Source organism: Clostridium ljungdahlii DSM 13528 (genome assembly GCF_000143685.1).
Taxonomy (GTDB): domain Bacteria; phylum Bacillota; class Clostridia; order Clostridiales; family Clostridiaceae; genus Clostridium_B; species Clostridium_B ljungdahlii.
In genome coordinates, this window is record NC_014328.1 from 1354771 (window position 1) to 1379134 (window position 24364).

24 protein-coding genes are annotated in these 24364 nt (G+C 31.3%); 21 read left to right on the plus strand and 3 right to left on the minus strand.

Annotated elements, in window-relative coordinates:
- Positions 1–23 precede the first annotated feature (23 nt).
- From priA to CLJU_RS22555, 12 genes are all read left to right on the plus strand, one after another.
- Positions 24–2225 carry a primosomal protein N' gene (gene priA, locus CLJU_RS06160; protein WP_013237920.1) on the plus strand — a complete coding sequence of 734 codons (2202 nt, stop codon included), beginning with the start codon at positions 24–26 and terminating at the stop codon, positions 2223–2225.
- 105 nt (positions 2226–2330) lie between these two features.
- Positions 2331–2789 carry a peptide deformylase gene (def, locus tag CLJU_RS06165; protein ID WP_013237921.1) on the plus strand — a complete coding sequence of 153 codons (459 nt, stop codon included), beginning with the start codon at positions 2331–2333 and terminating at the stop codon, positions 2787–2789.
- Positions 2789–3721, plus strand: coding sequence for a methionyl-tRNA formyltransferase (gene fmt, locus CLJU_RS06170; RefSeq protein ID WP_013237922.1), 933 nt, complete (start codon positions 2789–2791; stop codon positions 3719–3721). Before def ends, fmt begins: the two co-directional genes overlap by 1 nt.
- A gap of 20 nt (positions 3722–3741) precedes the next feature.
- Positions 3742–4422 (plus strand): zinc metallopeptidase, encoded by a 681-nt coding sequence (locus tag CLJU_RS06175; RefSeq protein WP_013237923.1) that lies wholly within the window; start codon positions 3742–3744, stop codon positions 4420–4422.
- An 88-nt stretch (positions 4423–4510) separates the two neighbouring features.
- The gene (gene rsmB / locus CLJU_RS06180) at positions 4511–5842 is read left to right on the plus strand and encodes a 16S rRNA (cytosine(967)-C(5))-methyltransferase RsmB (RefSeq protein WP_013237924.1); all 1332 of its coding nucleotides are present in this window, start codon (positions 4511–4513) and stop codon (positions 5840–5842) included.
- Positions 5843–5851: 9 nt separating this feature from the next.
- Positions 5852–6889 carry a dual-specificity RNA methyltransferase RlmN gene (gene rlmN, locus CLJU_RS06185; protein WP_013237925.1) on the plus strand — a complete coding sequence of 346 codons (1038 nt, stop codon included), beginning with the start codon at positions 5852–5854 and terminating at the stop codon, positions 6887–6889.
- 14 nt (positions 6890–6903) lie between these two features.
- The gene (locus CLJU_RS06190) at positions 6904–7623 is read left to right on the plus strand and encodes a Stp1/IreP family PP2C-type Ser/Thr phosphatase (RefSeq protein ID WP_013237926.1); all 720 of its coding nucleotides are present in this window, start codon (positions 6904–6906) and stop codon (positions 7621–7623) included.
- Positions 7620–9527: a Stk1 family PASTA domain-containing Ser/Thr kinase gene (pknB, locus tag CLJU_RS06195; protein ID WP_013237927.1), complete on the plus strand. Its 1908-nt coding sequence runs from the start codon at positions 7620–7622 to the stop codon at positions 9525–9527. The genes CLJU_RS06190 and pknB overlap by 4 nt, the downstream gene beginning before the upstream one ends.
- Positions 9528–9536: 9 nt before the next feature.
- Complete coding sequence (rsgA, locus tag CLJU_RS06200) at positions 9537–10400, plus strand: ribosome small subunit-dependent GTPase A (protein WP_013237928.1); 864 nt, start codon at positions 9537–9539, stop codon at positions 10398–10400.
- A 40-nt stretch (positions 10401–10440) separates the two neighbouring features.
- Positions 10441–11091, plus strand: a complete 651-nt coding sequence (gene rpe, locus CLJU_RS06205; protein ID WP_013237929.1) for a ribulose-phosphate 3-epimerase — start codon at positions 10441–10443, stop codon at positions 11089–11091.
- 1 nt (position 11092) lies between these two features.
- Positions 11093–11728: a thiamine diphosphokinase gene (locus CLJU_RS06210; protein ID WP_013237930.1), complete on the plus strand. Its 636-nt coding sequence runs from the start codon at positions 11093–11095 to the stop codon at positions 11726–11728.
- A gap of 122 nt (positions 11729–11850) precedes the next feature.
- Positions 11851–12024, plus strand: coding sequence for a hypothetical protein (locus tag CLJU_RS22555; protein ID WP_013237931.1), 174 nt, complete (start codon positions 11851–11853; stop codon positions 12022–12024).
- Positions 12025–12159: 135 nt separating this feature from the next.
- On the opposite strand, the gene rpmB is transcribed toward CLJU_RS22555, so the two are convergent.
- Positions 12160–12351 carry a 50S ribosomal protein L28 gene (gene rpmB / locus CLJU_RS06215; protein WP_013237932.1) on the minus strand — a complete coding sequence of 64 codons (192 nt, stop codon included), beginning with the start codon at positions 12349–12351 and terminating at the stop codon, positions 12160–12162.
- A 202-nt stretch (positions 12352–12553) separates the two neighbouring features.
- Here rpmB and CLJU_RS06220 point away from each other — a divergent pair, with 202 nt between their 5' ends.
- From CLJU_RS06220 to CLJU_RS06245, 6 genes are all read left to right on the plus strand, one after another.
- The gene (locus CLJU_RS06220; protein WP_013237933.1) at positions 12554–12904 is read left to right on the plus strand and encodes an Asp23/Gls24 family envelope stress response protein; all 351 of its coding nucleotides are present in this window, start codon (positions 12554–12556) and stop codon (positions 12902–12904) included.
- 17 nt (positions 12905–12921) lie between these two features.
- Entirely contained in the window at positions 12922–14586 is a 1665-nt protein-coding gene (locus CLJU_RS06225; RefSeq protein ID WP_013237934.1) for a DAK2 domain-containing protein, read from the plus strand.
- A 57-nt stretch (positions 14587–14643) separates the two neighbouring features.
- A complete protein-coding gene (gene recG, locus CLJU_RS06230; protein ID WP_013237935.1) occupies positions 14644–16683 on the plus strand; it encodes an ATP-dependent DNA helicase RecG in 2040 nt (679 codons plus the stop codon).
- A 386-nt stretch (positions 16684–17069) separates the two neighbouring features.
- Positions 17070–17630, plus strand: coding sequence for a 16S rRNA (guanine(966)-N(2))-methyltransferase RsmD (rsmD, locus tag CLJU_RS06235; protein ID WP_013237936.1), 561 nt, complete (start codon positions 17070–17072; stop codon positions 17628–17630).
- Positions 17631–17635: 5 nt separating this feature from the next.
- Positions 17636–18130, plus strand: coding sequence for a pantetheine-phosphate adenylyltransferase (gene coaD / locus CLJU_RS06240; RefSeq protein ID WP_013237937.1), 495 nt, complete (start codon positions 17636–17638; stop codon positions 18128–18130).
- Between the two features lie 21 nt (positions 18131–18151).
- On the plus strand, positions 18152–18676 hold the full coding sequence (locus CLJU_RS06245; protein ID WP_013237938.1) for a hypothetical protein: 525 nt from the start codon (positions 18152–18154) through the stop codon (positions 18674–18676).
- Here the strand turns inward: CLJU_RS06245 and ylbJ are convergent.
- Positions 18659–19825: a sporulation integral membrane protein YlbJ gene (ylbJ, locus tag CLJU_RS06250; RefSeq protein ID WP_013237939.1), complete on the minus strand. Its 1167-nt coding sequence runs from the start codon at positions 19823–19825 to the stop codon at positions 18659–18661. The two genes, CLJU_RS06245 and ylbJ, sit on opposite strands and share 18 nt — an antisense overlap.
- Positions 19826–19905: 80 nt before the next feature.
- A complete protein-coding gene (locus tag CLJU_RS06255; protein WP_013237940.1) occupies positions 19906–21135 on the minus strand; it encodes a nucleotidyltransferase in 1230 nt (409 codons plus the stop codon).
- Positions 21136–21545: 410 nt separating this feature from the next.
- On the opposite strand from CLJU_RS06255, the gene pta reads away from it, so the two are divergent.
- The 3 genes from pta (at position 21546) to CLJU_RS06270 (ending at position 24355) form a co-directional block, all read left to right on the plus strand.
- Positions 21546–22547 (plus strand): phosphate acetyltransferase, encoded by a 1002-nt coding sequence (gene pta / locus CLJU_RS06260; protein ID WP_013237942.1) that lies wholly within the window; start codon positions 21546–21548, stop codon positions 22545–22547.
- A 44-nt stretch (positions 22548–22591) separates the two neighbouring features.
- The gene (locus CLJU_RS06265; RefSeq protein WP_013237943.1) at positions 22592–23788 is read left to right on the plus strand and encodes an acetate kinase; all 1197 of its coding nucleotides are present in this window, start codon (positions 22592–22594) and stop codon (positions 23786–23788) included.
- 63 nt (positions 23789–23851) lie between these two features.
- Entirely contained in the window at positions 23852–24355 is a 504-nt protein-coding gene (locus tag CLJU_RS06270) for a YceD family protein (RefSeq protein WP_013237944.1), read from the plus strand.
- Positions 24356–24364: the final 9 nt, after the last annotated feature.

Sequence of the window (24364 nt, forward strand, 5' to 3'; positions counted from 1 at the left end):
ATGTTTATATAAAGGGTGATTTAGTGTATACATATGCAGGTATAATTGTAAACAATAGTTCTGTAAAATTAGATAAAATTTTTACCTATAAAATACCAGATAAGTTAAGTGGAAAAATTAGTATAGGTTCTAGAGTAAAAATACCTTTTGGTATGGGAAACAATAAATTAGATGGATTTGTAGTTAGGTTATATGAAGATGATATAGAAAGCAGGAAAATTAAAGAAATAAGTGATATATGTGAAAAATTCCCGCTTTTTACAAAAGAAGATTTAACTCTTATAGAAAAAATGAGAGAAATATACTTGTGTACATATCTAGAATGTATAAGAGTGTTTATTCCGAGGGGAACACTTAAAGGAATGAAAAAGAAAAAGGAAAGCCTAATTTATATTGGTAAAGATTTAGAAGGAAACTTTAATAAAGAACCATACATAGATATATATAAAGTAGTAAAAGAAAACAATGGAGTATACACTAAGAACTTTATAAGCAAAAATTATAAATTATCCCTATCATCTATAAATACTATGATAAAACATGGATTTCTTGTGGTTAATGAGAAAACTGTAGATAGGTATGATGTAAGACAGTATAGAGCGTATTCTAAAAAGGTACTGAATAGTGAGCAGCAGTATGCAGTAGACAATATAATAAACTCAGATAAAAACATATTTTTGATTCATGGAGTCACAGGTAGTGGTAAAACTGAAATTTACATGCATCTTGTTGAAAAGGCTATGGATAAAGGTAAGGAATCCATAATACTGGTGCCGGAAATTGCACTTACTCCACAAATGGTTGAAAGATTTAAAGGAAGATTCGGAAAAAATATAAGTGTATTTCATAGCAAATTATCAGATGGGGAAAGATATGATGAATGGATGAGGGTAAAGCTTGGCCAGGTGAAAGTTGCAATTGGTGCAAGATCTGCGGTATTTCTTCCATTTAATAACTTAGGACTTATAATAATAGATGAAGAACATGAGTGGAGCTACAAATCAGACAGTAATCCAAAGTATAATGCTAGAGAAATTGGACAGATGAAATGTAAACAATACAATTGTAAAATGATACTTGGCTCAGCCACACCTTCTATAGAAACGTATTATAAATGTAAGACTGGTGAAATTGAACTTATAGATATAAAAAACAGAGCAGATGGGGCACTTATGCCAGAAGTTGAAATTGTAGATATGAGGCAGGAACTTATAAATAACAATAAATCTATATTCAGTAGGGAACTTTATCAATGTATTTGTAACAGACTTTCAAAGGGTGAACAGATAATATTGTTTTTAAATAGGAGAGGCTATTCCACCTTTGTTTCTTGCAGAAAATGTGGTTATGTATTTAAATGCAATAATTGTGATATATCCTATACCTATCACCAGAATCAAAGAAAACTTGTTTGTCATTATTGTGGAAGCAGGATAGAAGTACCTAAAGTTTGCCCTAAATGTGGCAGTAAATATGTTAAATATTTTGGTGTGGGAACAGAAAAGGTGGAAAACCAGATAAAAGCTTATTTCCCTAAAGCAAGAACACTTAGAATGGATTTTGATACTACAAGAAGTAAAAATTCTTATGAAAATATCTATAATACATTCAAACAGGGAAAAGCAGATATACTTATAGGAACTCAAATGGTAGCAAAAGGTTTGGATTTTAAAAATGTAACTTTAGTAGGTGTAGTGGCTGCAGATTTGTCCCTTAATTTGCCGGATTTTAAATCTACAGAGAGGACATATGAACTTATAACCCAAGTTTCAGGAAGGGCAGGTAGAGGAGAAAAGCCTGGAAAAGTAATTATTCAAACTTATAATCCTGAAAATTACAGCATAAGATATGCAGCTAAAAATGATTACGATAGTTTTTATAGGGAAGAAATTGGAATAAGGGAAAATATGAGTTATCCCCCATTTGCAGATATACTTCTTATAAATATGAATAGTAAAAATGAAAATGTATTAATAAAAAATATACAAAATGTTGGTATATTCTTAAAAAAACTTCTTGAAAAAGATGATAAAATTATAATATTAGGACCATGTCCCTGTCAAATATCAAAAATAAAGGAATTGTACAGGTGGCAGATAATATTAAAAGGAAAGATAACCATAAATATTGCACAAAATGTTAAAGAAGTAGTTTATGATTTATTGAAAGATGTTTATAATGATATAAGAGTTAGTATAGATAGGAATCCTAACAGTATGTTGTAAGATATATTAATTTAGACGCAATTATCAATATGAAACAGGAAGGAGTTGAATAAGCCGTAAAAAATCTATCAATATATATTAGATTTCATTGAAACGGCAAATAATATGGCTTTGAGAACTGTCAGAAAATATGGAGATAGTATATTAAGAAAAAAAAGTAGGAAAGTAGAGGAAATAAATGAAAGAATCCATGTACTGTTAGATGACATGGAGGAAACCCTTTATGAAGAAGATGGTGTAGGACTTGCAGCACCTCAAGTGGGTGTTTTAAAGAGAGTTATAGTTATAGATGTTGGAGAAGGGATTTTAAAACTAGTGAATCCAGAAATTACATATTCTGAGGGTAAAGCCGTAGATATAGAAGGATGTTTGAGTATACCCGGAAGTGAAGGGGAGGTTGAAAGGCCAAAGAAAGTAAAGGTAAAAGCATTAAATGAGAAAGGTGAAGAGATTGTAATAGAAGGTGAGGATTTGCTTGCCAGAGCACTTTGCCATGAAATAGACCATTTAAATGGCATACTCTTCATAGATAAAATCATAAAAAAAGGTGAGGTAACTAAGTAATGAATATAGTTTTTATGGGAACACCTGAATTTTCGGTGCCATCTTTAAAAAGATTAATAGAGGAATTTAATGTTGAAGCTGTATTTACTCAACCAGATAAACCAAAGGGGAGAGGTAAAAAGTTATGTTTTTCCGAAGTTAAAGAAGAGGCTCTTAAACACGATATTCCAATATATCAACCCCTTAAGTTAAAAAATGATGCAGAGGCAATTTCTGCTTTAACAAAGATAAGACCAGATTTCATAGTGGTAGTTGCCTATGGACAGATACTTACAAAACAAGTTCTGGATATACCTAAGTATGGATGCATAAATCTTCATGCTTCACTTTTACCTAAATATAGGGGAGCAGCACCTATAAACTGGTGTATTATAAATGGAGAAAGTGAAAGTGGAAATACTACTATGTTTATGGATACAGGGCTTGATACAGGAGATATGCTTTTAAGCAGCAATGTTAAAATTACAGATATTATGACAGCTGGTGAACTCCACGATGTGCTTATGGAAGATGGAGCAGAACTATTGGTCAAAACATTAAAAGGACTGGAAAAAGGTGATATTGTAAGAAAAAAACAGGGAGAAACTACAACTGAGTATGCTGGAATGTTGAATAAGAGTATGGCAAAGATAAATTGGAATTTAAATTGTAAAGACATAAAAAATTTTGTAAGAGGTTTAAATCCATGGCCTATTGCATATACTCAATATAAGAATGATAATATGAAAATATATGAGGTGGAGTGCTTGGATGAAAGTTGTGGTGAGGAACCAGGCTGTATAATAGATGTATCCAAAAATGGAATTAAAGTTGCCTGTGGAAATGGCACTGTACTCATAAAAAAAATACAATTTCCTGGAAGAAAACCCATGAATGTAAGTGAATATATAAAAGGACATTCTATAGAAAAAAACATTGTATTAAAAAAGTAATTTGTGGAGGTGGTTAACCTATGTTTTTCTTTGACAGCAGTTTTATTATACTCATTCCTGCGATTTTAGTAGCAGCTTGGGCACAGTATAAAGTATCGTCCACTTTTAATAAATATTCAAGATATAGAAGTCAAAATGGATATACAGGTGCTCAGGTAGCTAGGATGCTTTTAGATGGCAGTGGTTTATATGATGTACCAGTAGAGCTGATACCAGGAAAACTCAGTGATCACTATGATCCTTCAAAAAGAGTTATGAGACTTTCAGAAGAAGTTTATTATGGAAATTCTGTGGCGTCAATTGGGGTTGCAGCTCATGAAACAGGGCACGCAATTCAGCACAAAAACGGGTATGTACCACTTATTATAAGAAATTCCATTGTACCTGCAGTTAACTTTGGTTCTAGTGCGTCCTGGATACTATTTTTAGCAGGAATTATTTTAGGAATTAAGGGACTTGTGAATATAGGTATAATTTTATTTACTTTAGTAGTTTTGTTTCAGATAATAACTCTTCCAGTAGAATTCAATGCGTCAAGTAGAGCATTAAAAATATTAGAAAGAAGAAATATATTATATTCCGATGAGTTAGTTGGAGCTAGATCTGTTTTAAGTGCTGCTGCAATGACTTATGTAGCTGCAGCGTTAACGGCTATAGCTAATTTATTAAGACTTATATATATAAGTAGGGACAGAGATTAAAAATATATATTTTAGACATTTTAAAGAAAATAGGCTAGCGTACTGACTGGTTATTTCTTTGAAAATATCTTAAGTTAGAGGTAAAAAGATGAATGGAGCAAGAAGTACAGCTGTAGAAATACTTAATGAGGTATTGGGAAGTAATGCATATTCTAATAAAGTTTTAAATACGTATTTAAATAAGAATAATTTAAACAAAAAGGATAAGGCTTTAGTTACTGAAATAGTATATGGTACTTTAAAATATATGTATACTATTGACACTATACTAGATGATTTCATAAAAAGTAGTTTAAAGAAGATGAATATAGATATAGTAAATATACTGAGAATTTCTATATATCAACTCAGGTACCTAGATAAAATACCTGAGTTTGCAGTAGTAAATGAAGCCGTAGAACTTTCGAAAAAAAAGTCAAAGGGGCTCTCAAAATTAGTCAATGGAGTCTTAAGAAATTACTTGAGAAATAAAGATAATTTGCACTGTGAACATAAGGACAATAAAATAGATAACTTGTGTTTTAAATATTCATTTCCAAGGTGGATGACTTTGCTTTTTATTCATCAATATGGAGAAGCTGTAGGTGAGAGTATATTACAATCACTTAATTACATACCCAAAGTTACAGTTAGAGTTAATGGATTAAAAATTGATTATAAAAGTGTTTGGGATGAACTTTTAAAAAATGGATATGACATACAAAAAGGTAAAATATGCAAGGAAGCTGTAGTAATAAATAGAGGCAGCAATATAGAGGAAAATCCACTTTTTAAAAAAGGATATATAACAGTACAGGATGAAAGTGCCATGCTTGTAGCACATATTGTAGACCCGGAAGAAAATATGACCGTACTTGATATGTGCAGTGCACCTGGAGGAAAGTCCTGCCATATGGCAGAACTTATGAAAAATACAGGAGTAATATATGCCTATGATTTACATGAGAATAAATTAAGATTTGTAGAAGAAAACGCAAATAGAATGGATATTAAAAACATAAAATGTAATAAGTTAGATGCGGAAAAATATGTAGAACAGTTTGAAGCTACAGCAGATAGAGTGCTAATAGATGTGCCATGCTCAGGACTAGGAATAGTAAGAAAGAAACCTGAAATTAAATGGAACAAAAGTATGAAGTCTTTAAATAGCCTTATAAATGTGCAGAGAAAAATCATGTTAAATGCTTCAAGATATGTAAAAGATGGTGGAAAACTTATATATTCTACTTGTACCTTAAATAAAAGTGAAAATGAAGATAACATAAATTGGTTTATTAGAGAAAATCCTCAGTATAAATTAGAAAAAATTTATTGTGGTGATTTTGACAACATAATTTATCATAAAGAGGGATATATAACTATATTGCCCGATGATAATATGGATGGATTTTTTATTGCAAAAATGATAAAACATAGGTAGGTGCAATATATGGATAATATTCTTGACTTTGATATGGAAGAATTGAAAAGTTGGATGAGAGACAATTGTGAAAGTGAATTCAGAGCAAAACAGATAATGGACTGGATATATAAAAATGGTCAATGCGATTTTGATAATATGACCAATATACCTAAGAAGTTACTAGAAAAGTTAAAAACAAATTTTTACATAGGTACTACTGAATTAGTTAAAAAATGTGAGTCAAAATTTAGAGATACTTTTAAATTTTTATATGAATATAAAGATGGAAATATGGTGGAAACTGTAGTTATGAAATATAAACATGGTAATTCCATATGTATTTCAACTCAAGTAGGATGTAGGATGGGATGTAAGTTTTGTGCATCTACAATAGATGGAATGGTTAGAAACTTGACAGCAGGAGAAATGTTAGGCCAAATTTTAAAATCCCAGAATGAAATAGGAGAGAGGATATCTAATATAGTCCTTATGGGAAGTGGGGAACCCCTAGATAATTATGAAAATGTTTTGAAGTTTTTAAAAATAGTAAATTCTGAGTACAGTTTCAACATAGGCCAAAGACATATAACCTTGTCAACTTGTGGTATAGTACCTAAGATAAAGGATTTAGCAGATAGGGATCTTCAGATAACTTTGGCCATATCACTACATGCTCCAAATGACGTTATGAGAAAAAAAATAATGCCTATTGCAAATAAATATTCCATAAAAGATGTAATAGATGCATGTAAGTATTATATAGATAAGACGGGTAAAAGGGTATCTTTTGAATACGCTTTGGTAAGTGGAGTAAATGACAGTTTAAAATGTTGTGATGAATTAACTGAACTTATAAGTGGATTATTGTGCCATGTTAATTTAATACCAGTCAATGAAGTTAAGGAAAATAACTTAAAAAAATCTTCTTCTGATGATGTAAAGAAATTTTACCATAGGTTGATTAAGAATAAAATAGAGACTACTATAAGAAGAGAAATGGGTTCAGACATAGACGCTGCTTGCGGACAATTGAGGAGAAGTTATTTAAAATCGAAAAAGTTATAGAGAGGGTGTAGAAAATGGTGGGGATCTTATCAGATGTAGGTAAGGTAAGAAAGCTAAATGAAGATTTTGTAGATTTCTATAATGGTAAAAATTTTAACTTATATGTAATAGCAGATGGAATGGGTGGACACAATGCAGGAGAGGTAGCCAGCAAGATTGCTGTGGAAACAACCATTTCTTACATGAAATCAAATGAAACATCAAATATGGAGGAAGATTTATTAAAAGCTGTAAGTGTAGCAAATGATAAAATTTATGAACTTTCTATTAGCAACAGTCAATTTGGTGGAATGGGGACAACTATAACAGTCTGCCTTGTAAAAGATAAAGATATGATAGTAGCAAATGTAGGGGATAGTAGTTGCTATGTTGTAAAATATGATGGTATAACAAAAGTGACTAAAGATCACTCTTTAGTACAACAACTGGTGGATGAAGGTAGTATAACTGAAGAAGAAGCTGCAATTCATCCTAACAAAAATATAATAACAAGAGCGCTTGGAACTAATAAGTCTGTAAAAGTAGATATATTTAAAGTAAATTTAGAAGATGTAAATAGAGTAATAATGTGTACTGACGGGCTATCTAATGGAGTAAATATGAACGAAATGTATGATATAATAATGAATAACAATAACGAAGATGCTTGCAAGCAGCTAATAGAACTAAGTAAGCTTAGAGGTGGAAAGGATAATATATCAGTTATTGTATTTGAAGGAGAGTGTAAAAAATGATAGGGACTATGCTAGGGAATAGATATGAGTTGCTTGAAAAAATAGGAGAGGGAGGTATGGCTATTGTTTATAGGGCCAAAGACCACCTCTTGAGCAGAAACGTAGCTGTTAAAATTCTCAAAGAAGAATTTTCAAGTGATGGAGAATTTGTAGAGAAATTTAAAAGGGAAGCAGCAGCAGCAGCAAGTCTTTCAGATAATAATATAGTGAACATATATGATGTAGGTACACAGAAGGATATAAACTACATAGTAATGGAATGTGTTATTGGAAAGACTTTAAAACAAGTAATAAAAGAAGAAAAGAAAATACCTCCTGCAAGGGCAGTAGAAGTAGCTATTCAAATAGCTAAAGCTTTGAAATGTGCCCATAAGAATAATATTATACATAGAGATATAAAACCTCATAATATTCTTGTGACAGAAGATGGTATAGTAAAAGTAACGGACTTTGGTATAGCCAAAGCCTCGGATTCAGTTACAATAACTAATTCTAATAAGATAATGGGTTCTGCACACTACTTTTCCCCAGAACAAGCAAAAGGAAGCTTTGTAGACTTTAGAACAGATATTTACTCCCTTGGCATAGTTATGTATGAAATGGTTACAGGACGTGTTCCCTATGATGCAGAAAGTCCTGTATCAATAGCACTAAAACATATACAAGAACCTGTAGTTCCACCAAATCAGTTAAATGAAAATATACCAGATAGTTTAAATAGACTTATTCTGAAAGCTGTGGAAAAAGAGCCTATAAGAAGATATCAGACAATGGAAGATATGTTAGTGGATTTGAAAAAGATAGAAAATAATCAAAAAATCAATTTGTCAGATGATGACTTAAGTGGTGATATGACTAGGATAATGGATCCTGTAGATGTAAACAATGCTTATAAAAATGAGGACGATTATGATGATGAAGTAGAGCCAGCAAGAAAACCAGTTAAATTAAACTTAGACCCTAAAAAGAAAAAGAGAATATTGACCACCGCAATAGGTGTTCTTGTAGTTGTAATAGGTATAATTTCAGGATATATTTGGTATAACAAGGTATATAGCAGCGGAGACATAACTGTGCCGAGTATTGTAGGCATGAAACAGGATGATGCCAAACAGTTAGTAGAAAGCAAAAAGCTTAATTTTGTAATAGGTGGCAAAGAAAAAAGTGACAAACCAGAAGGAACAGTAATAGATTGTTTTCCTAAATCAGGAACAAAGGTAAAATCAAACTCAGATGTAAGGGTAATTATAAGCAGTGGATCTGATTCACTGACTGTTCCAAATTTGGTTGGGGTAGATTTTGCTACTGCAAAGGATATTATATCAAACAGTGGGCTTACTTTGGGAAATGTATCTTACAGACACAGTGACGATGTAGCAGAAGGAGATGTTATAAGCCAAGATCCTACAGCAGATAGTAAAGCTCAAAATGGTACAAAAGTAAATCTTGTGGTAAGTAAGGGAGCAGATGCAAAATATGTAACAGTACCAGATGTTTCAGGCAAAAACATAGAAGAAGCAGCTTCTATAATGGCAGGTTCAGGACTTAAGGTTTCTAGAAATCCAGTAGCTACTTCAGATAAATCTCAGAGTGGAGTTGTAACAAGCCAAAGCATAGGAGGATCACAGCAAGTTAAAGAAGGTACTACGGTAAGCTTAACTTATTATGAATATAAAGAAACTCAAAATGATCAAAGTAGTAATTTAGGAACCCCAACTGGAGGAAAAAGCACTGGAAGCAGCGGACAAAGTAAGGATGGAAGCGATACAGGAAGCGGAAGCGGGTCTAGCGGAAGTAAATCTGATAATGGAAGCGGCACAGGCAGTTCTTCTTCTGATGGAGGTACAGGAAACAATGGAAATACAAATACGGGTGGTACAGGAAATTCAGATAAAACAAATTAGGAGGAATTTATGCAGGGAACTATAGTTAAGGGTATAGGAGGATTTTATTATATAAAAACAGATAATGGGGTAATTGAATGTAAGGCAAGGGGAAAGTTTAGGCATAATTCACTTTCCCCTATGGTAGGAGATAAAGTTGATATTGCACTAGAAAAAGAGCAGGGAGTTATTAATAGAATCTATTCTAGAAAAACTAAATTGAAGAGACCTGCTGTAGCTAATGTAACCCAGGCACTGGTAGTTTTTGCATTTAACCGTCCTGAAATAAATGAAGATCTATTAAATAGATTTCTTATAAGCTGTGAATTGAATAATTTGAAAATAGTAGTTTGCTTTAATAAGCTGGATTTAGCAGAAGAAAAGGAAAAATCCGATATAGCCAATACTATGAAAAAAATAGGCTATGACGTAATATTTTTAACGGCAAAAGAGAATTGTGGAATTGATAAAATTAAAGAAAAGCTTAAAGGAAATATTACGGTATTGTGTGGTCCATCGGGAGTTGGAAAATCTACTATTTTAAATGCCATTTCAGGAAAAGAGATTATGGAAACGGGTGAGATAAGTCAAAAATTGAAGAGAGGAAAACACACTACAAGACATAGTGAGCTAATAGAATTGGAAGAAGGGCTTATAGTGGATACTCCGGGATTTTCCTCTCTGGATATATCTGATATATCAGAGGAAAAACTTCAGTATTGTTTTCCAGAGTTTACTGACCTTATAGGGAAATGTAAATTTACAGGTTGTTTTCATTATAAAGAACCGAATTGTGCTATTAAAGCTTCTGTTGAAGATGGCAAAATAGATAGAAAAAGATATGAGTTTTACATTAAGGTTTTAAATGAAATTATAAGTAAAAAAAAGTATTGAGCTGCTCATATAGCAGTATAAATTAAGGAGAGAGAAACATATGATAAGAATAGCACCTTCAATATTATCTGCAGATTTTTCAAAATTAGGGGAAGATATAAAAAGTCTGGACAAATATGGGGCCGATTTAATTCATATAGACGTAATGGATGGAAATTTTGTACCGAATATATCTTTTGGAGTACCTATTATTAAAAGCATAAGGCCTCTTACAAAGTTGCCTTTTGACGTACATTTAATGATAGAAGAACCTTCAAGATATGTGGAGGATTTTGTAAAAGCAGGAGCAGATATTATAACAGTTCATTTCGAGGCGGATAGGCATATAGATAGAACTATAAATTATATAAAAAGTTTTGGGGTAAAAGCTGCAGTTGCACTGAACCCAGCTACCTTAGTAGATAATATAAAGTACTTAATACCTTATTTAGACATGGTTCTCATAATGTCTGTAAATCCAGGATTTGGAGGACAAAAATATATAGAGTATTGTTCTGATAAACTTAAGTACATAAAAGAATTAAGCAGTAAATGTAACAAAAATTTAATGATAGAGGTAGACGGCGGTGTTTCAAAGGGCAATATAGCAAAAATAGTAGATAGCGGTGCTAATGTAATAGTAGCGGGTTCTGCTGTATTTAAGGGTGGAAATATAGAAGAGAACATAAGATTATTAAGAGGGGAAATTTAAAATGAAAGCAATCATAGTATCTGGGGGCAGTGCTCCATCTAGAAAATTAATTGAAGAGGAAATTGATGAAGATTCTATTTTGATTTGTGCAGATGGAGGGGCAAATTGTCTCTATGAGTATAAAATTATACCGGATTATTTAATTGGAGATTTTGACTCTATAGACAAGAATGTTTTAACGTTTTTTAAAAGTAAAAAATGTTCTATAGATACATATCCTAGGGCTAAGGATTTTACGGATACTGAAATTGCAGTAGAAAAGTCCCTGGAATTAGAAGTAGACCAGATAGTAATGCTTGCATGTACTGGAAGCAGGATAGACCATGTTTTAGCCAACTTAGGTATGCTTTTAAAATGTAACCGCAGTGGAGTGAAGGCATATATAAAGGATGAACATAATATTATTGAATTATTATGCAAGACAACGACAATAAAAGGATATCCTGGAGAGACCTTTTCCCTCCATGCCTACTGCAATGTAGTCAAAAATTTAAATATAATAGGTGCTAGATATAAGTTAAGTAATTATGATTTGGCTTTAGGTGATGCAAGGACAGTATCTAATGAATTTATTGAAGAGGAAGCCCGTATAGTGTTTGATAGCGGTATGCTTTTGTGTATGCACAGTAAGGATTGAACAGACAATAAGACAAACTTTTAATAGTATAGATGGTTAAAAGTTTGTAATTATAAAAAGTAGTAACGATATGAAGGTATTATGCATATAATAGTATAAAGCAATTTTTAAGGGATAATAACGTGAAAAAGAAAAGCTGTATTAGAAGAAGGACAAAGAAAAAAATAGGATTAATAGCTTTATCTATAGGTGTTGGATTTTTAATGACAGTTATTATCCCAATATGGGGCTGGATAATAGCTGCAGGTATGGGACTAATTTATTGTGGATGGTATTTAATAAGTTATCATAGATAAGGGGGTAGTTTAATGAAAATTATTGCATTTAAGCTTCCAGGAGTTCTATCTGCAATTATAAAATTTTTCACTAAAAAAAAATAAGTACTTAAAAACAAAAATGCAATTGTATATAAACAACTGCATTTTTATTTTTTATATAGCACGCTGAACCTTTCCTGAACGAAGGCATCTTGAACAAACATGTATAGTTTTTGGTGTTCCATTAACTATAGCTTTAACTTTTCTTACGTTTGGAGTCCAAGTCCTTTTAGATTGACGGTGGGAGTGGCTGTATTGTACTCCAAATACTACACCTTTTCCACATATTTCACACTTCTTTGACATTAAAAACACCTCCTTATGAGTCCTCTAAAATTCAAACACCACTTATTTTATCACAGAAAGCATAATAAGTGCAAGTAAATAGTAAAATTTAAGTAAATGTCCTTTTTCATAGAGCTAATATTTCCTTGAATAAATGTTTTATTTAATATAAAATATGTTTATGGTATTATAGAATATAATACTTTAGTAAGGAGGTTTTTGTATGATAGCTAGTATTGCTGGAGAAAATGGGTATATTGACTATTCGGAAGAAGTAGTTGCAAACATAGTTGGGTTATCAACTATGGAATGCTATGGAGTAGTGGGTATGGCTTCCAAAAACGCAAAAGATGGCTTTTGGGAATTAATAAAAGGTGGAAGTTTTAATAAAGGAGTAAGGGTTCGTTCTCAAAATAATGAACTTATAATAGAGCTATATATAATAGTGGAATATGGAACAAAAATATCAGTGATTTCAAATAGTATAATACAGAGGATAAAGTATAATGTAGAAAACTACACAGGACTCAAAGTATCAACTATTACAGTAAATGTTCAAGGTGTTAGAGTCTAGGGAGGTAATTCGTAAAAATGGAATACTTAAATATAGATGGACATCACTTTTACAACATGGTTGTAAATGCTAGCAATAAACTCGAGAATCAAAAAGATTTTGTTAACTCATTAAATGTGTTTCCTGTTCCCGATGGTGATACGGGAACTAATATGTCTATGACCTTTAAAAGTGCAGTACTTGAGGTAAGTAATTCTAAAGATAGCTCTATAGAAAGTATCTCTAAACAATTAGCAAGAGGTGCGCTTATGGGGGCAAGAGGAAATTCAGGGGTAATACTGTCTCAGATATTTAGAGGAATAGCAAAAGGTCTTCAGGGAAAAAAGCAGGTAAATTCAGAAGAATTTGCAAATAGCTTACAAGAGGGAGCAAAATCTGCTTATAAAGCTGTTATGCGTCCTACAGAAGGGACCATATTAACTGTTATAAGAGCTGCTGGCGAAAGTGCTGTTAAGTCCAGTAAAGAGGATATAACTGAGTTACTTCAAGATGTATGTAGTTATAGTAGAACTATATTGAATAAAACGCCTGACATGCTTCCTGTTCTAAAAAAAGCAAAAGTAGTAGATGCAGGTGGAATGGGCCTTCTAATAATACTTCAAGGAATGCAGGAAGTTTTAAGGGATGGTAAGGAAAATGTAGTTGTAGAAGAGGCTCACGATAAAGAAGTTAAATCTGCAGTTAAAGATTTAGGACAGCAGGATATAAAATATGGATATTGCACAGAATTCTTTATCCATTCTAAAGGAACTTGTATAAATGAATTTAAGAAAAAGTTAGAGACCATAGGAGATTCTATGGTAGTGGTGGATGATGAAGATATAATTAAGGTGCACATTCACACAAATGATCCAGGATGGATTCTTTCAGAGGCAATTAAGCTAGGGGAACTGTCAAAAATAAAAGTAGATAATATGAGAGAACAGCACAGACATCTTTTAAGTATAGAAAATTTTGAGGAAAATTCTGATGAAGATAAGGCTTATGATAGTGAGAAACTTAGTTATGAAGAAAAAACTGAGTCACAAAAGTATGCACTTATTTCAGTAGCTATGGGAGATGGAATTAAGAGTATATTTGAGGACTTGGGAGTAGATTACGTAATAGAAGGCGGACAGACCATGAATCCCAGTACTGAAGATATATTGAATTGTATAAATAAAGTAAATGCTAAAAATATAATTATATTGCCTAATAATAAAAATATAATTATGTCTGCTAATCAGGCAAAAGAAATATCCAATAAAAATGTAAAGATTGTGCCTAGTAAGACAATACCACAAGGTATTACGGCAATAACATCATTTAATTCAGATATGGATATAGATGAAAATATAAGTACTATGGAAAGGGCACTAACTACAGTGACTACTGGTTCTGTGACCTATGCGGTTAGAGATACAGAAATAGATGATATAAGCATAAAAAAGGGAGATATATTAGGACTTATTGATGGAAAGATAGAGCAAGTTGGAAAGGACATTTTTGAAGTTTGTGGCGAGCTTTTAAACCATATGATAAAAGAAGATAGTGAACTTATAAGTATATATTATGGTATAGATTGTGAAGAAGAAAAAGTAAAGCATTTTGTAGAAGAAATTGAGAAGAAGTATACTGAAATGGACGTACAATGTTATAGTGGAAAACAGCCTTTATACTATTTTATAGTTTCTGTTGAATAAAAAAAGCGTAAAGCTTTTTTTATTTTTGGTATTTAATAAGAAGGCAGGTGAGAGTTTGTGAAGCTAAGTGAGGATATCGGATCTTTAAAAGGAGTAGGTAAGGTAACTTGTAAAAACTTAAACAGATGTTGTATATTCAACATACTTGACTTGCTCTTATATTTTCCAAGAGATTATGATATTATTTCTAGTTGCAGTGATTTAAAAGGGAACACAGAAGGAAAGGTCATGATAGATTGTAAGGTTAATTCGATAGAAAGAGATATAAGGACTAGGACTGGTAAAATAATCTCTACAATTGTTTTTGAAAATAGAAATGGACTTTTTAAGGCAAAATGGTTTAATCAACCTTATGTGAAAAAGAAGTTTAAGATAGATGCTGAATATAGAATAGCAGGTAAAATCCAACATTACAGAGGAAACAGTGTTATAACAAATCCTAAAGTGGTAAATATTAATTCAAATAGCAAAATTGAAGAAAAAATACTTCCTATATACCCTTTAAAGTCAGGAATAACTAACAATACATTTATAAAACTTATATCTTATGTACTTACTAAAGTGAGTATAGATGAAAATTTACCTAAGTGGATAATTACAAAATATAAGCTCTGTAGTTTGGATAAAGCTATAAGGATAATACATAATCCAGTTAATTTTAGAGAATTGAGAGAAGGGAAAAAGAGACTTAAATTTCAGGAACTTTTTACTTACTCTCTAAAAATTTTGATGTTAAAAGAGTATTTTGGGAAAAATAAAAAAGGGGTAGCCTTTAAAATAGCTCCAGAGTTAATAGAACTAAAGAATAAATTACCATATAAACTTACAAAAGCTCAAAATAAAGTTATAAGAGAAATACTTATAGATGAAAAAAGAGAGGTTCCTATGAATAGGCTGCTGCAAGGAGATGTAGGAAGTGGGAAGACTGTAGTGGCGTTAATATCTATTTTTAATGTAGTAAAGAACGGTTATCAAGCAGTTCTAATGGCCCCCACCGAAATATTGGCACAGCAGCACTATGAAGAAGCTATGAAGCTTTTAGAGGGTTTTGACGTAGAAATAGAACTATTGTGTGGAAGTGTTACCCCAAAAAATAAAGATGAAATAAAAGAAAAATTAAAAATGGGTGAAATAGATATTATAATAGGAACCCATGCTTTAATTGAAGATAATGTGGAGTTTAAAAATATAGGAATAGTAGTTACAGATGAGCAGCATAGATTTGGAGTGATACAGAGAAGTAAACTTGTAAATAAGGGAGATCATGTAGATACTCTTATTATGACAGCTACGCCTATTCCAAGAACTTTGAGTTTGTATTTATATGGTGATTTAAATGTATCAACTATAGATGAACTTCCTCCAGGAAGGCAGAAGATAGATACTTATTACAGAGATAAAAATTCAAGAGACAAAGTTTATAAATTTGCTTTGGAGGAAATAAAGAGGGGAAGACAAGTATATGTAGTATGTCCTCTTGTAGAGGAAAACGAGGAGTTAGATTTAAGTTCTGTAGAAGATATATATGAGGAATTAAAAGAGAAATATTTTAAAAACATACAGATAGATATACTGTATGGAAAAATGCAGCCGAAACTTAAAGAAGAAAAGATGAATAAATTTAAAAATGGCGAGATAAAAGTTATAATTTCAACTACGGTTATAGAAGTAGGCATAAATGTGCCAAATGCTACGGTTATGATAATAGAAAATGCAGAGAGATTTGGGCTTGCACAGCTGCATCAGTTGAGGGGAAGAGTAGGAAGAGGCTCTTATAAATCATATTGCATTTTGATTGCAGATATTAAAAATGACATAATAAGAAAAAGAATGGAGATAATGAGAAGCAGTAATGATGGATTTTTTATTGCAGAGCAAGATCTGAAGATAAGGGGTTCAGGAGAAATTTTTGGATTTAGGCAGCACGGGGAAGATGAACTTGTTTTCTCTAATCTAGTAGAGGATATAAATATACTTAAAGAAGCTAATAGGGAAGCTAAAAGACTTTTAGCAAGTAGAGATGAGGAAGATATAAGAATAAAAGAAGAAATATTAAATAATTTAGAAAGAACTTCAAAATTTATAAGTTTTAATTAATTGTTAATTTGACCACATAATCAAGTGATTCTTAGGTTCAGGTGGAGTTTGCTTATAAGGAATACCTTTTCTCCATCTGAACCTTAGAAGAACTTATCCAGGCGCGTAGCAGTGCTTATCCCACACTTTGAAGAAAAGCAGATATCCCAAATCTTTGATTTGGTGATAGTCGATTTCACTGTGTGCGATGGGGGTGTTAGCAATGGTAGCGATCGGATAAATTAAATTAATATGAGAATAATGAAAACTGAATTAATGTACAATTCATAATAATTGTGTAGGATGCATTATGAATTTTAAATAATTTTTGAATAATATAAAAATATATGCTAAAATATTATAAAATGACTATAGTATGTAAAAAACATAAAGTAGGAGGAAAATTTATGAGAATAATTGCAGGTCTTGCCAGAGGAAGAAAATTAATGTCTCCTAATGGGTATAATATTACGAGACCTACTTTAGATAGAGTTAAGGAAGCCATGTTTAATATAATTCAGAATAGAGTCTATGGTTCGAAAGTATTAGACGTATTTGCAGGTACAGGGAGCTTAGGACTTGAAGCTGCAAGCCGTGGCGCAGAAAAATGTTATTTAGTTGACAGAAGTAGTGACACTTTTTACTTTTTAGACAAAAATGTGGAGAATTTAGGATTTTCTAATATATGTAAAACTATTAATAAGGATTCTTATGAAGCCTTACAGGAACTTTCAAGAAAAAATTTGATGTTCGACATAATATTTATTGATCCACCTTATAAAAAGGATATGATTCCACCAGCTGTAGAGATAATTGAAAGTAAAAACCTACTGCAAAAAGATGGAATTATAGTTACTAAAATTGATACCAGTGAAGAAATATATCAAGGAAATATTAATATAGTTTTAATGGATCATAGAAAATATGGAAAAACTACGGTATGCTTTTATAAATATAAGGAGGATTAATTATTATGAAGACTGCGGTATATCCCGGAAGTTTTGATCCAATAACCAATGGGCATTTAGACATAATAAATAGGGCATCTAAAGTATTTGATCATTTGATAGTTGGAGTACTAATTAATCCTGAAAAACAGGGCCTATTTAATATTGAAGAAAGAGTAAAATTAATTCAAAAGGTAGTGAAAGATATACCTAATGTAAAAGTTGAAAGCTTTAGCGGTCTGTTAATAGATTTTATGAAAAAAAATGACATTCAAGTTATAGTAAAAGGACTGAGAGCAGTATCAGATTTTGAATATGAATTTCAGATGTCTCTTATGAATAAAAAGCTAGATTCTGATAAAGAGACAGTATTTATGATGACTAGTGCCATGAATTCCTATTTGAGCTCATCCTCGGTAAAGCAAGTTGCTATGTTTGGGGGATGTATTAAAGGTTTAGTACCTGAAGAAATAAGGTTTGATATTATAAACAAGATTAATAGAGTTTATAAAAAGTGCTAAGGTATCTTAGGGGGAAAAATTATGGATGCTATTAAATTAATAGAATATCTTGAAGAAATTATAAATACATCTGCAAAAGTTCCTATGACAGGGAAGGTTATGGTGAATAAAAAGGAAATTTTAGATGTGCTTCAAAAAATAGTGGATTATCTTCCTAGCGAGCTTAAAAAGGCACAGTGGATAGTAAACGAAAAAGAGAGAATTTTAAGTGAAGCTGTACAAGAATCTGAAACTATGAAAAAAGAAAATTTGAGTTTGTTAAGACGTCAAATAGAAAACCATGATATTACCAAAGAAGCTAATATGAGGGCAGAAGAAATTATATCATCTGCGAAGAAAAACGCCAAGGCAATAAGACTAGGCGCTCGAGACTATGCAGATGAACTATTAAGCCAGTTGGACAATGAATTATCAAGGAAAAATGATGAGATGCTAGCAACGCTGAAAGTAGAACTTCAAAAGATGTTAAATAATTTAGTAAACAGCATGGATCTAAAGACTGAAGATATAAGAGCAAATATAAAAGAACTAAGAGACATGAAATAATTGCTTTAATTTATATAAAATCCAGGGAGTAATAAGCAAAATTATAGTAAGTATAAACAAGTTATTAAAGTATGTAGTTATTTTATAATAAGGTAGAAAAGTTTCTTGCGATAATTTTAAAGAGAATAGGTTATAAAGTGATAAGCTAAATATGGAACATATTATTCCCTGTAGTATTTTTCTAAGAGAATATTTTTTTAAAGATATTTTAAATTTATAAGTAAAAGAGTACACTTGAGATATAATTGATAGTCCGCTGAAGGTGAATAAAAAACTTACTAGTATAATTTTTAAATTAAGGGAGGCAGTAGAAGATGATATTAAGCTGCATCCATTAGTCATTTCTATCATTCCAAGGAAGATTCCTTCCATTATGTTACCCGAAATATGAGTTATACGTGAAATGCTACTAATTAGTAAATTAAATAGAATATTATTTTTTAAAATACTATTTACAACAGAAAATAATATGACAAATCCACCTATTGATATGCAGTTTTTTAAAGAATCTTCAATACTGTTTTTAAATACCTTTCCGATATTTTCACTTTCATGAGAGTGATTTCTATAAGCAATAGGTTTGTAATATGTTTTTTTAGAAGGTATCAAAAAACTCATAACTATACAAGATAGCAAATTAGAAAGTAATAGTATATACCCTATAAAAGAGCTCTTTAGCATGGAAACTCCAACAGAACCTAGCATAAAGAGAGGACTTGCATTAGAAGCTATATTTAAAAGCCTCTCGCAGGTGAAAAGGTCTATTATTTTTTTTTCATAAAGTTGACAAGCATATTTTGCTCCAAGGGGATACCCACAAAGTGTGCTTATAATTAATACGAAGCTGCAGTTAGTTGGGAGTCTTAAGGGTTTGCACAGGGCTTTGCCTATTAATTTTGAATATATGTACACTCCATCACAAGAGAGTATTATGTTGGATACAACTAAAAATGAAAATAAAGATGGAAATACCTTGTAAAAAAATAATAGACTACCTGAAATTACCCCATCTATACATAGCTTTGGTGCAAGTATAATTTCAATTATAAAAATTGAACATACTATAGTTATAAGTAAATTTTTATCTTTTAGTAAAATAAAAAGAAGTATTAATATTGCAAATATTAATAGATAAAATAAAACTTCCAAGAATGTCACCTACTTTTTAAAAAATTTATTGAATATAAACACAGTTTATTAAATTATATTTAAAAAGTAGGAAACTTATTCTAAATTTGATCTGCCATGATGGGACTTTGAAGGTAATCATTGTTAAAAGGTATATTTTTGTTTAATAGACTATAGGCTTTTGTGCACTGTATGTCTAATTCAAGCATTTCACTTATTTTTTTTGGCATTTTTACGTAAATTGGAATAGAAGAGTTATTTTTCATTTCCTTAAGTACTTTTATACCGGTAGAATTAAATCCTAAGACTCTTCCATAGGGACATATATTTCTTCTCAATATTTCAGAATTTAAATTTTCAAATCCTAAAAAAAACTGGCATAATATTCTACTTATTCTGCTGTAAGTATATCTTTTGGTTTTAGATTTAATTATTATATCGCTGTAGGAACAATTATTCTGTAGAGATTTGAGTATTCTATTTTCAATTCCTTCGGATATGTCAGGTAAATTTTTAATTTTATTTTCATATAGAAAGGATTTATATCTTAAATAGGGCACCATACAATCTTCGAAAATAAAGCCACATCCAGTAGATTGAACTTTCTTTAAAATAGAAAGTACATTTTCTGGAATATTAGAACTTAAGTCATTTATGTTCCCATTTAATTTTAAGAAATTACGTATAGATGATGCACTGGAAAAAGATTGCTCTATGTTTAAGCTATTATATGAACTTCCAATTCTTTTTATTGATATGGGAGTAATATTGCTTTTTATTCTTATTAGGTTTTTTAAATATTCTATACCTAAAATATTGTTTGGAGATTGAAGTATTTCATCTATATTGTACTTTGTAAGAGAACTTTTAGTATTTAATAGAAAATTATTTAAAGCACTATTTCGTGCAGAAGGATAGGACATACCCTGTGACATTTTTTCCTTTAAAAATAATTTAAATTGGGTAGGCTCTTCTGCAAGAATTTTTGCAATAGATTTCAGCAAGTTTATATTACTATATTCGCTTCCAAAACAAAGATTTTTTACTACACCCAAGTTTTCTAAGAGACTTACAGCACCATAGGCAAAAAATTCAGCAGAAGATAGACTGTAGATAACAGGAAGTTCAAATACCAGGTCTACTCCATTTAGAAGTGCCATTTTGGTTTTAGTCCATTTGTCAACTATAGATGGTGAACCTCTTTGCACGAAGTTACCACTCATAACTGCTATTACAGCATCACATTTTGTAGCAGAACGAGCACTTTCAATATGATATTTATGTCCATTGTGAAAGGGATTATATTCAACTATTATTCCAGTTACGTTCATAGAAATTTTCCTTTCTAAAATATTTTATTCCATGTCAAGAACTCTGTTTATTTCATTAAAGAACTATAAGTACAAAGTATAGGGCATTTGAAAAAATAGGCTAGTATATTGATTGATTATTTATTTTAAAATGCCTAAGTGAAATATATACATATTATAACAATAAAATAAGTATTAGTGTAGGATTTTTAAATAGAGTATCTATTTTCAGATTAAATTTTTGCTTATTTGATTTACATTATATAATATTGAGTAAAGTATTGACTAGCAAAATTTTTTGATACTTTAATTTGTGAAATTTCTTATCAAAAGTTATATTTTTGAATGATTTTTATTGAAAAATACAACTAAAAAGGATTATAGTATAAGTGTGTGTAATTTTGTGTTAAATTTAAAGGGAGGAAATGAACATGAAATTGATGGAAAAAATTTGGAGTAAGGCAAAGGAAGACAAAAAAAAGATTGTCTTAGCTGAAGGAGAAGAAGAAAGAACTCTTCAAGCTTGTGAAAAAATAATTAAAGAGGGTATTGCAAATTTAATCCTTGTAGGGAATGAAAAGGTAATAAAAGAAAAAGCGTCAAAATTAGGTGTAAGTTTAAATGGAGCAGAAATAGTAGATCCAGAGACTTCAGATAAACTAAAGGCATATGCAGATGCTTTTTATGAATTGAGAAAGAAGAAGGGAATAACGCCAGAAAAAGCGGATAAAATAGTAAGAGATCCAATATACTTTGCTACAATGATGGTTAAACTTGGAGATGCAGATGGATTGGTTTCAGGTGCGGTTCATACTACAGGTGATCTTTTGAGACCAGGACTTCAAATAGTAAAGACAGCTCCAGGTACATCAGTAGTTTCCAGTACATTTATAATGGAAGTACCAAATTGTGAGTATGGTGACAATGGTGTACTTCTATTTGCTGATTGTGCTGTAAATCCATGCCCAGATAGTGATCAATTGGCTTCAATTGCAATAAGTACAGCAGAAACTGCAAAGAACTTATGTGGAATGGATCCAAAAGTAGCAATGCTTTCATTTTCTACTAAGGGAAGTGCAAAACACGAATTAGTAGACAAAGTTAGAAATGCTGTAGAGATTGCAAAAAAAGCTAAACCAGATTTAAGTTTAGACGGAGAATTACAATTAGATGCCTCTATCGTAGAAAAGGTTGCAAGTTTAAAGGCTCCTGGAAGTGAAGTAGCAGGAAAAGCAAATGTACTTGTATTTCCAGATCTCCAAGCAGGAAATATAGGCTATAAACTCGTTCAAAGATTTGCAAAAGCAGATGCTATAGGACCTGTATGCCAAGGATTTGCAAAACCTATAAATGATTTGTCAAGAGGATGTAATTCTGATGATATAGTAAATGTAGTAGCTGTAACAGCAGTTCAAGCACAAGCTCAAAAGTAATAACAAAAAGCATAAATGATTCATTTTTAGGAGGAATATTAAACATGAAAATATTAGTAGTAAACTGTGGAAGTTCATCTTTAAAATATCAACTTATTGATATGCAAGATGAAAGTGTTGTAGCAAAGGGTCTTGTAGAAAGAATAGGAATGGACGGTTCAATTTTAACACACAAAGTTAATGGAGAAAAGTTTGTTACAGAGCAAACAATGGAAGACCACAAAGTTGCTATACAATTAGTATTAAATGCTCTTGTAGATAAAAAACATGGTGTAATAAAAGACATGTCAGAAATATCCGCTGTAGGACATAGAGTCTTGCACGGTGGAAAGAAATATGCAGCATCCATTCTTATTGACGAAAATGTAATGAAAGCAATAGAAGAATGTATCCCACTAGGACCACTACATAATCCAGCTAATATAATGGGAATAGATGCTTGTAAAAAATTAATGCCAAATACTCCAATGGTAGCAGTATTTGATACAGCATTTCATCAGACAATGCCAGATTATGCTTATACTTATGCAATACCTTATGATATATCTGAAAAGTATGATATCAGAAAATATGGTTTTCATGGAACTTCTCATAGATTCGTTTCAATTGAAGCAGCTAAATTATTAAAGAAAGATCCAAAAGATCTTAAGTTAATAACTTGTCATTTAGGAAATGGAGCTAGCATATGTGCAGTAAACCAAGGAAAAGCAGTAGATACAACGATGGGACTTACTCCTCTTGCAGGACTTGTAATGGGAACTAGATGCGGTGATATAGATCCAGCTATAGTACCATTTGTAATGAAAAGAACAGGCATGTCTGTAGATGAAGTGGATACCTTAATGAATAAAAAGTCAGGAATACTTGGAGTATCAGGAGTAAGCAGTGATTTTAGAGATGTAGAAGAAGCTGCAAATTCAGGAAATGATAGAGCAAAACTTGCATTAAATATGTATTATCACAAAGTTAAATCTTTCATAGGAGCTTATGTTGCAGTTTTAAATGGAGCAGATGCTATAATATTTACAGCAGGACTTGGAGAAAATTCAGCAACTAGCAGATCTGCTATATGTAATGGATTAAGCTATTTTGGAATTAAAATAGATGAAGAAAAGAATAAGAAAAGGGGAGAGGCACTAGAAATAAGCACACCTGATTCAAAGATAAAAGTATTAGTAATTCCTACAAATGAAGAACTTATGATAGCTAGGGATACAAAAGAAATAGTTGAAAATAAATAAGACTTGACTTTTAATGCTCATCTCTATATAATAGGTTGTGGCTAATATATAGAGGTGAGTGATATGAAATTAAATGTATCAGATTTACTAAGTGAAGAAGTTGTTACAAAGGACATAAATGTTACAGTAGAAGAAAAGGGATTCTATGATGGAAGTGAATACATAAAGTTATTAGAGCCTCTAAAGTTTAGCGGAACTTTAAGTAAAGAAGGAGATATTCTTCTGTTGGAAGGAAGAATTAATACTTTACTAGAGCTCACTTGTTCACGATGTCTAGGTAAATTCTCTTATGCTGTGAATGTTGCTATTACTGAAAAATTTACAAATAATAACAAGGAAAATAAGGATGATGAAGCCATCTTTATAGATAGTAATATCATTGATATTACGGAAATAATAGAAAATAACATTATATTAATTTTACCAATTAAGAGGCTTTGCAGCGAGAATTGTAAGGGGTTATGCCAACAGTGCGGCACTAACTTAAATAATTCTAAATGTCAGTGCAAAAGCGATGATATTGATCCGAGATTGGCAAAGCTAAAAGATATGTTTTTCACTGATTAAGGAGGTGTT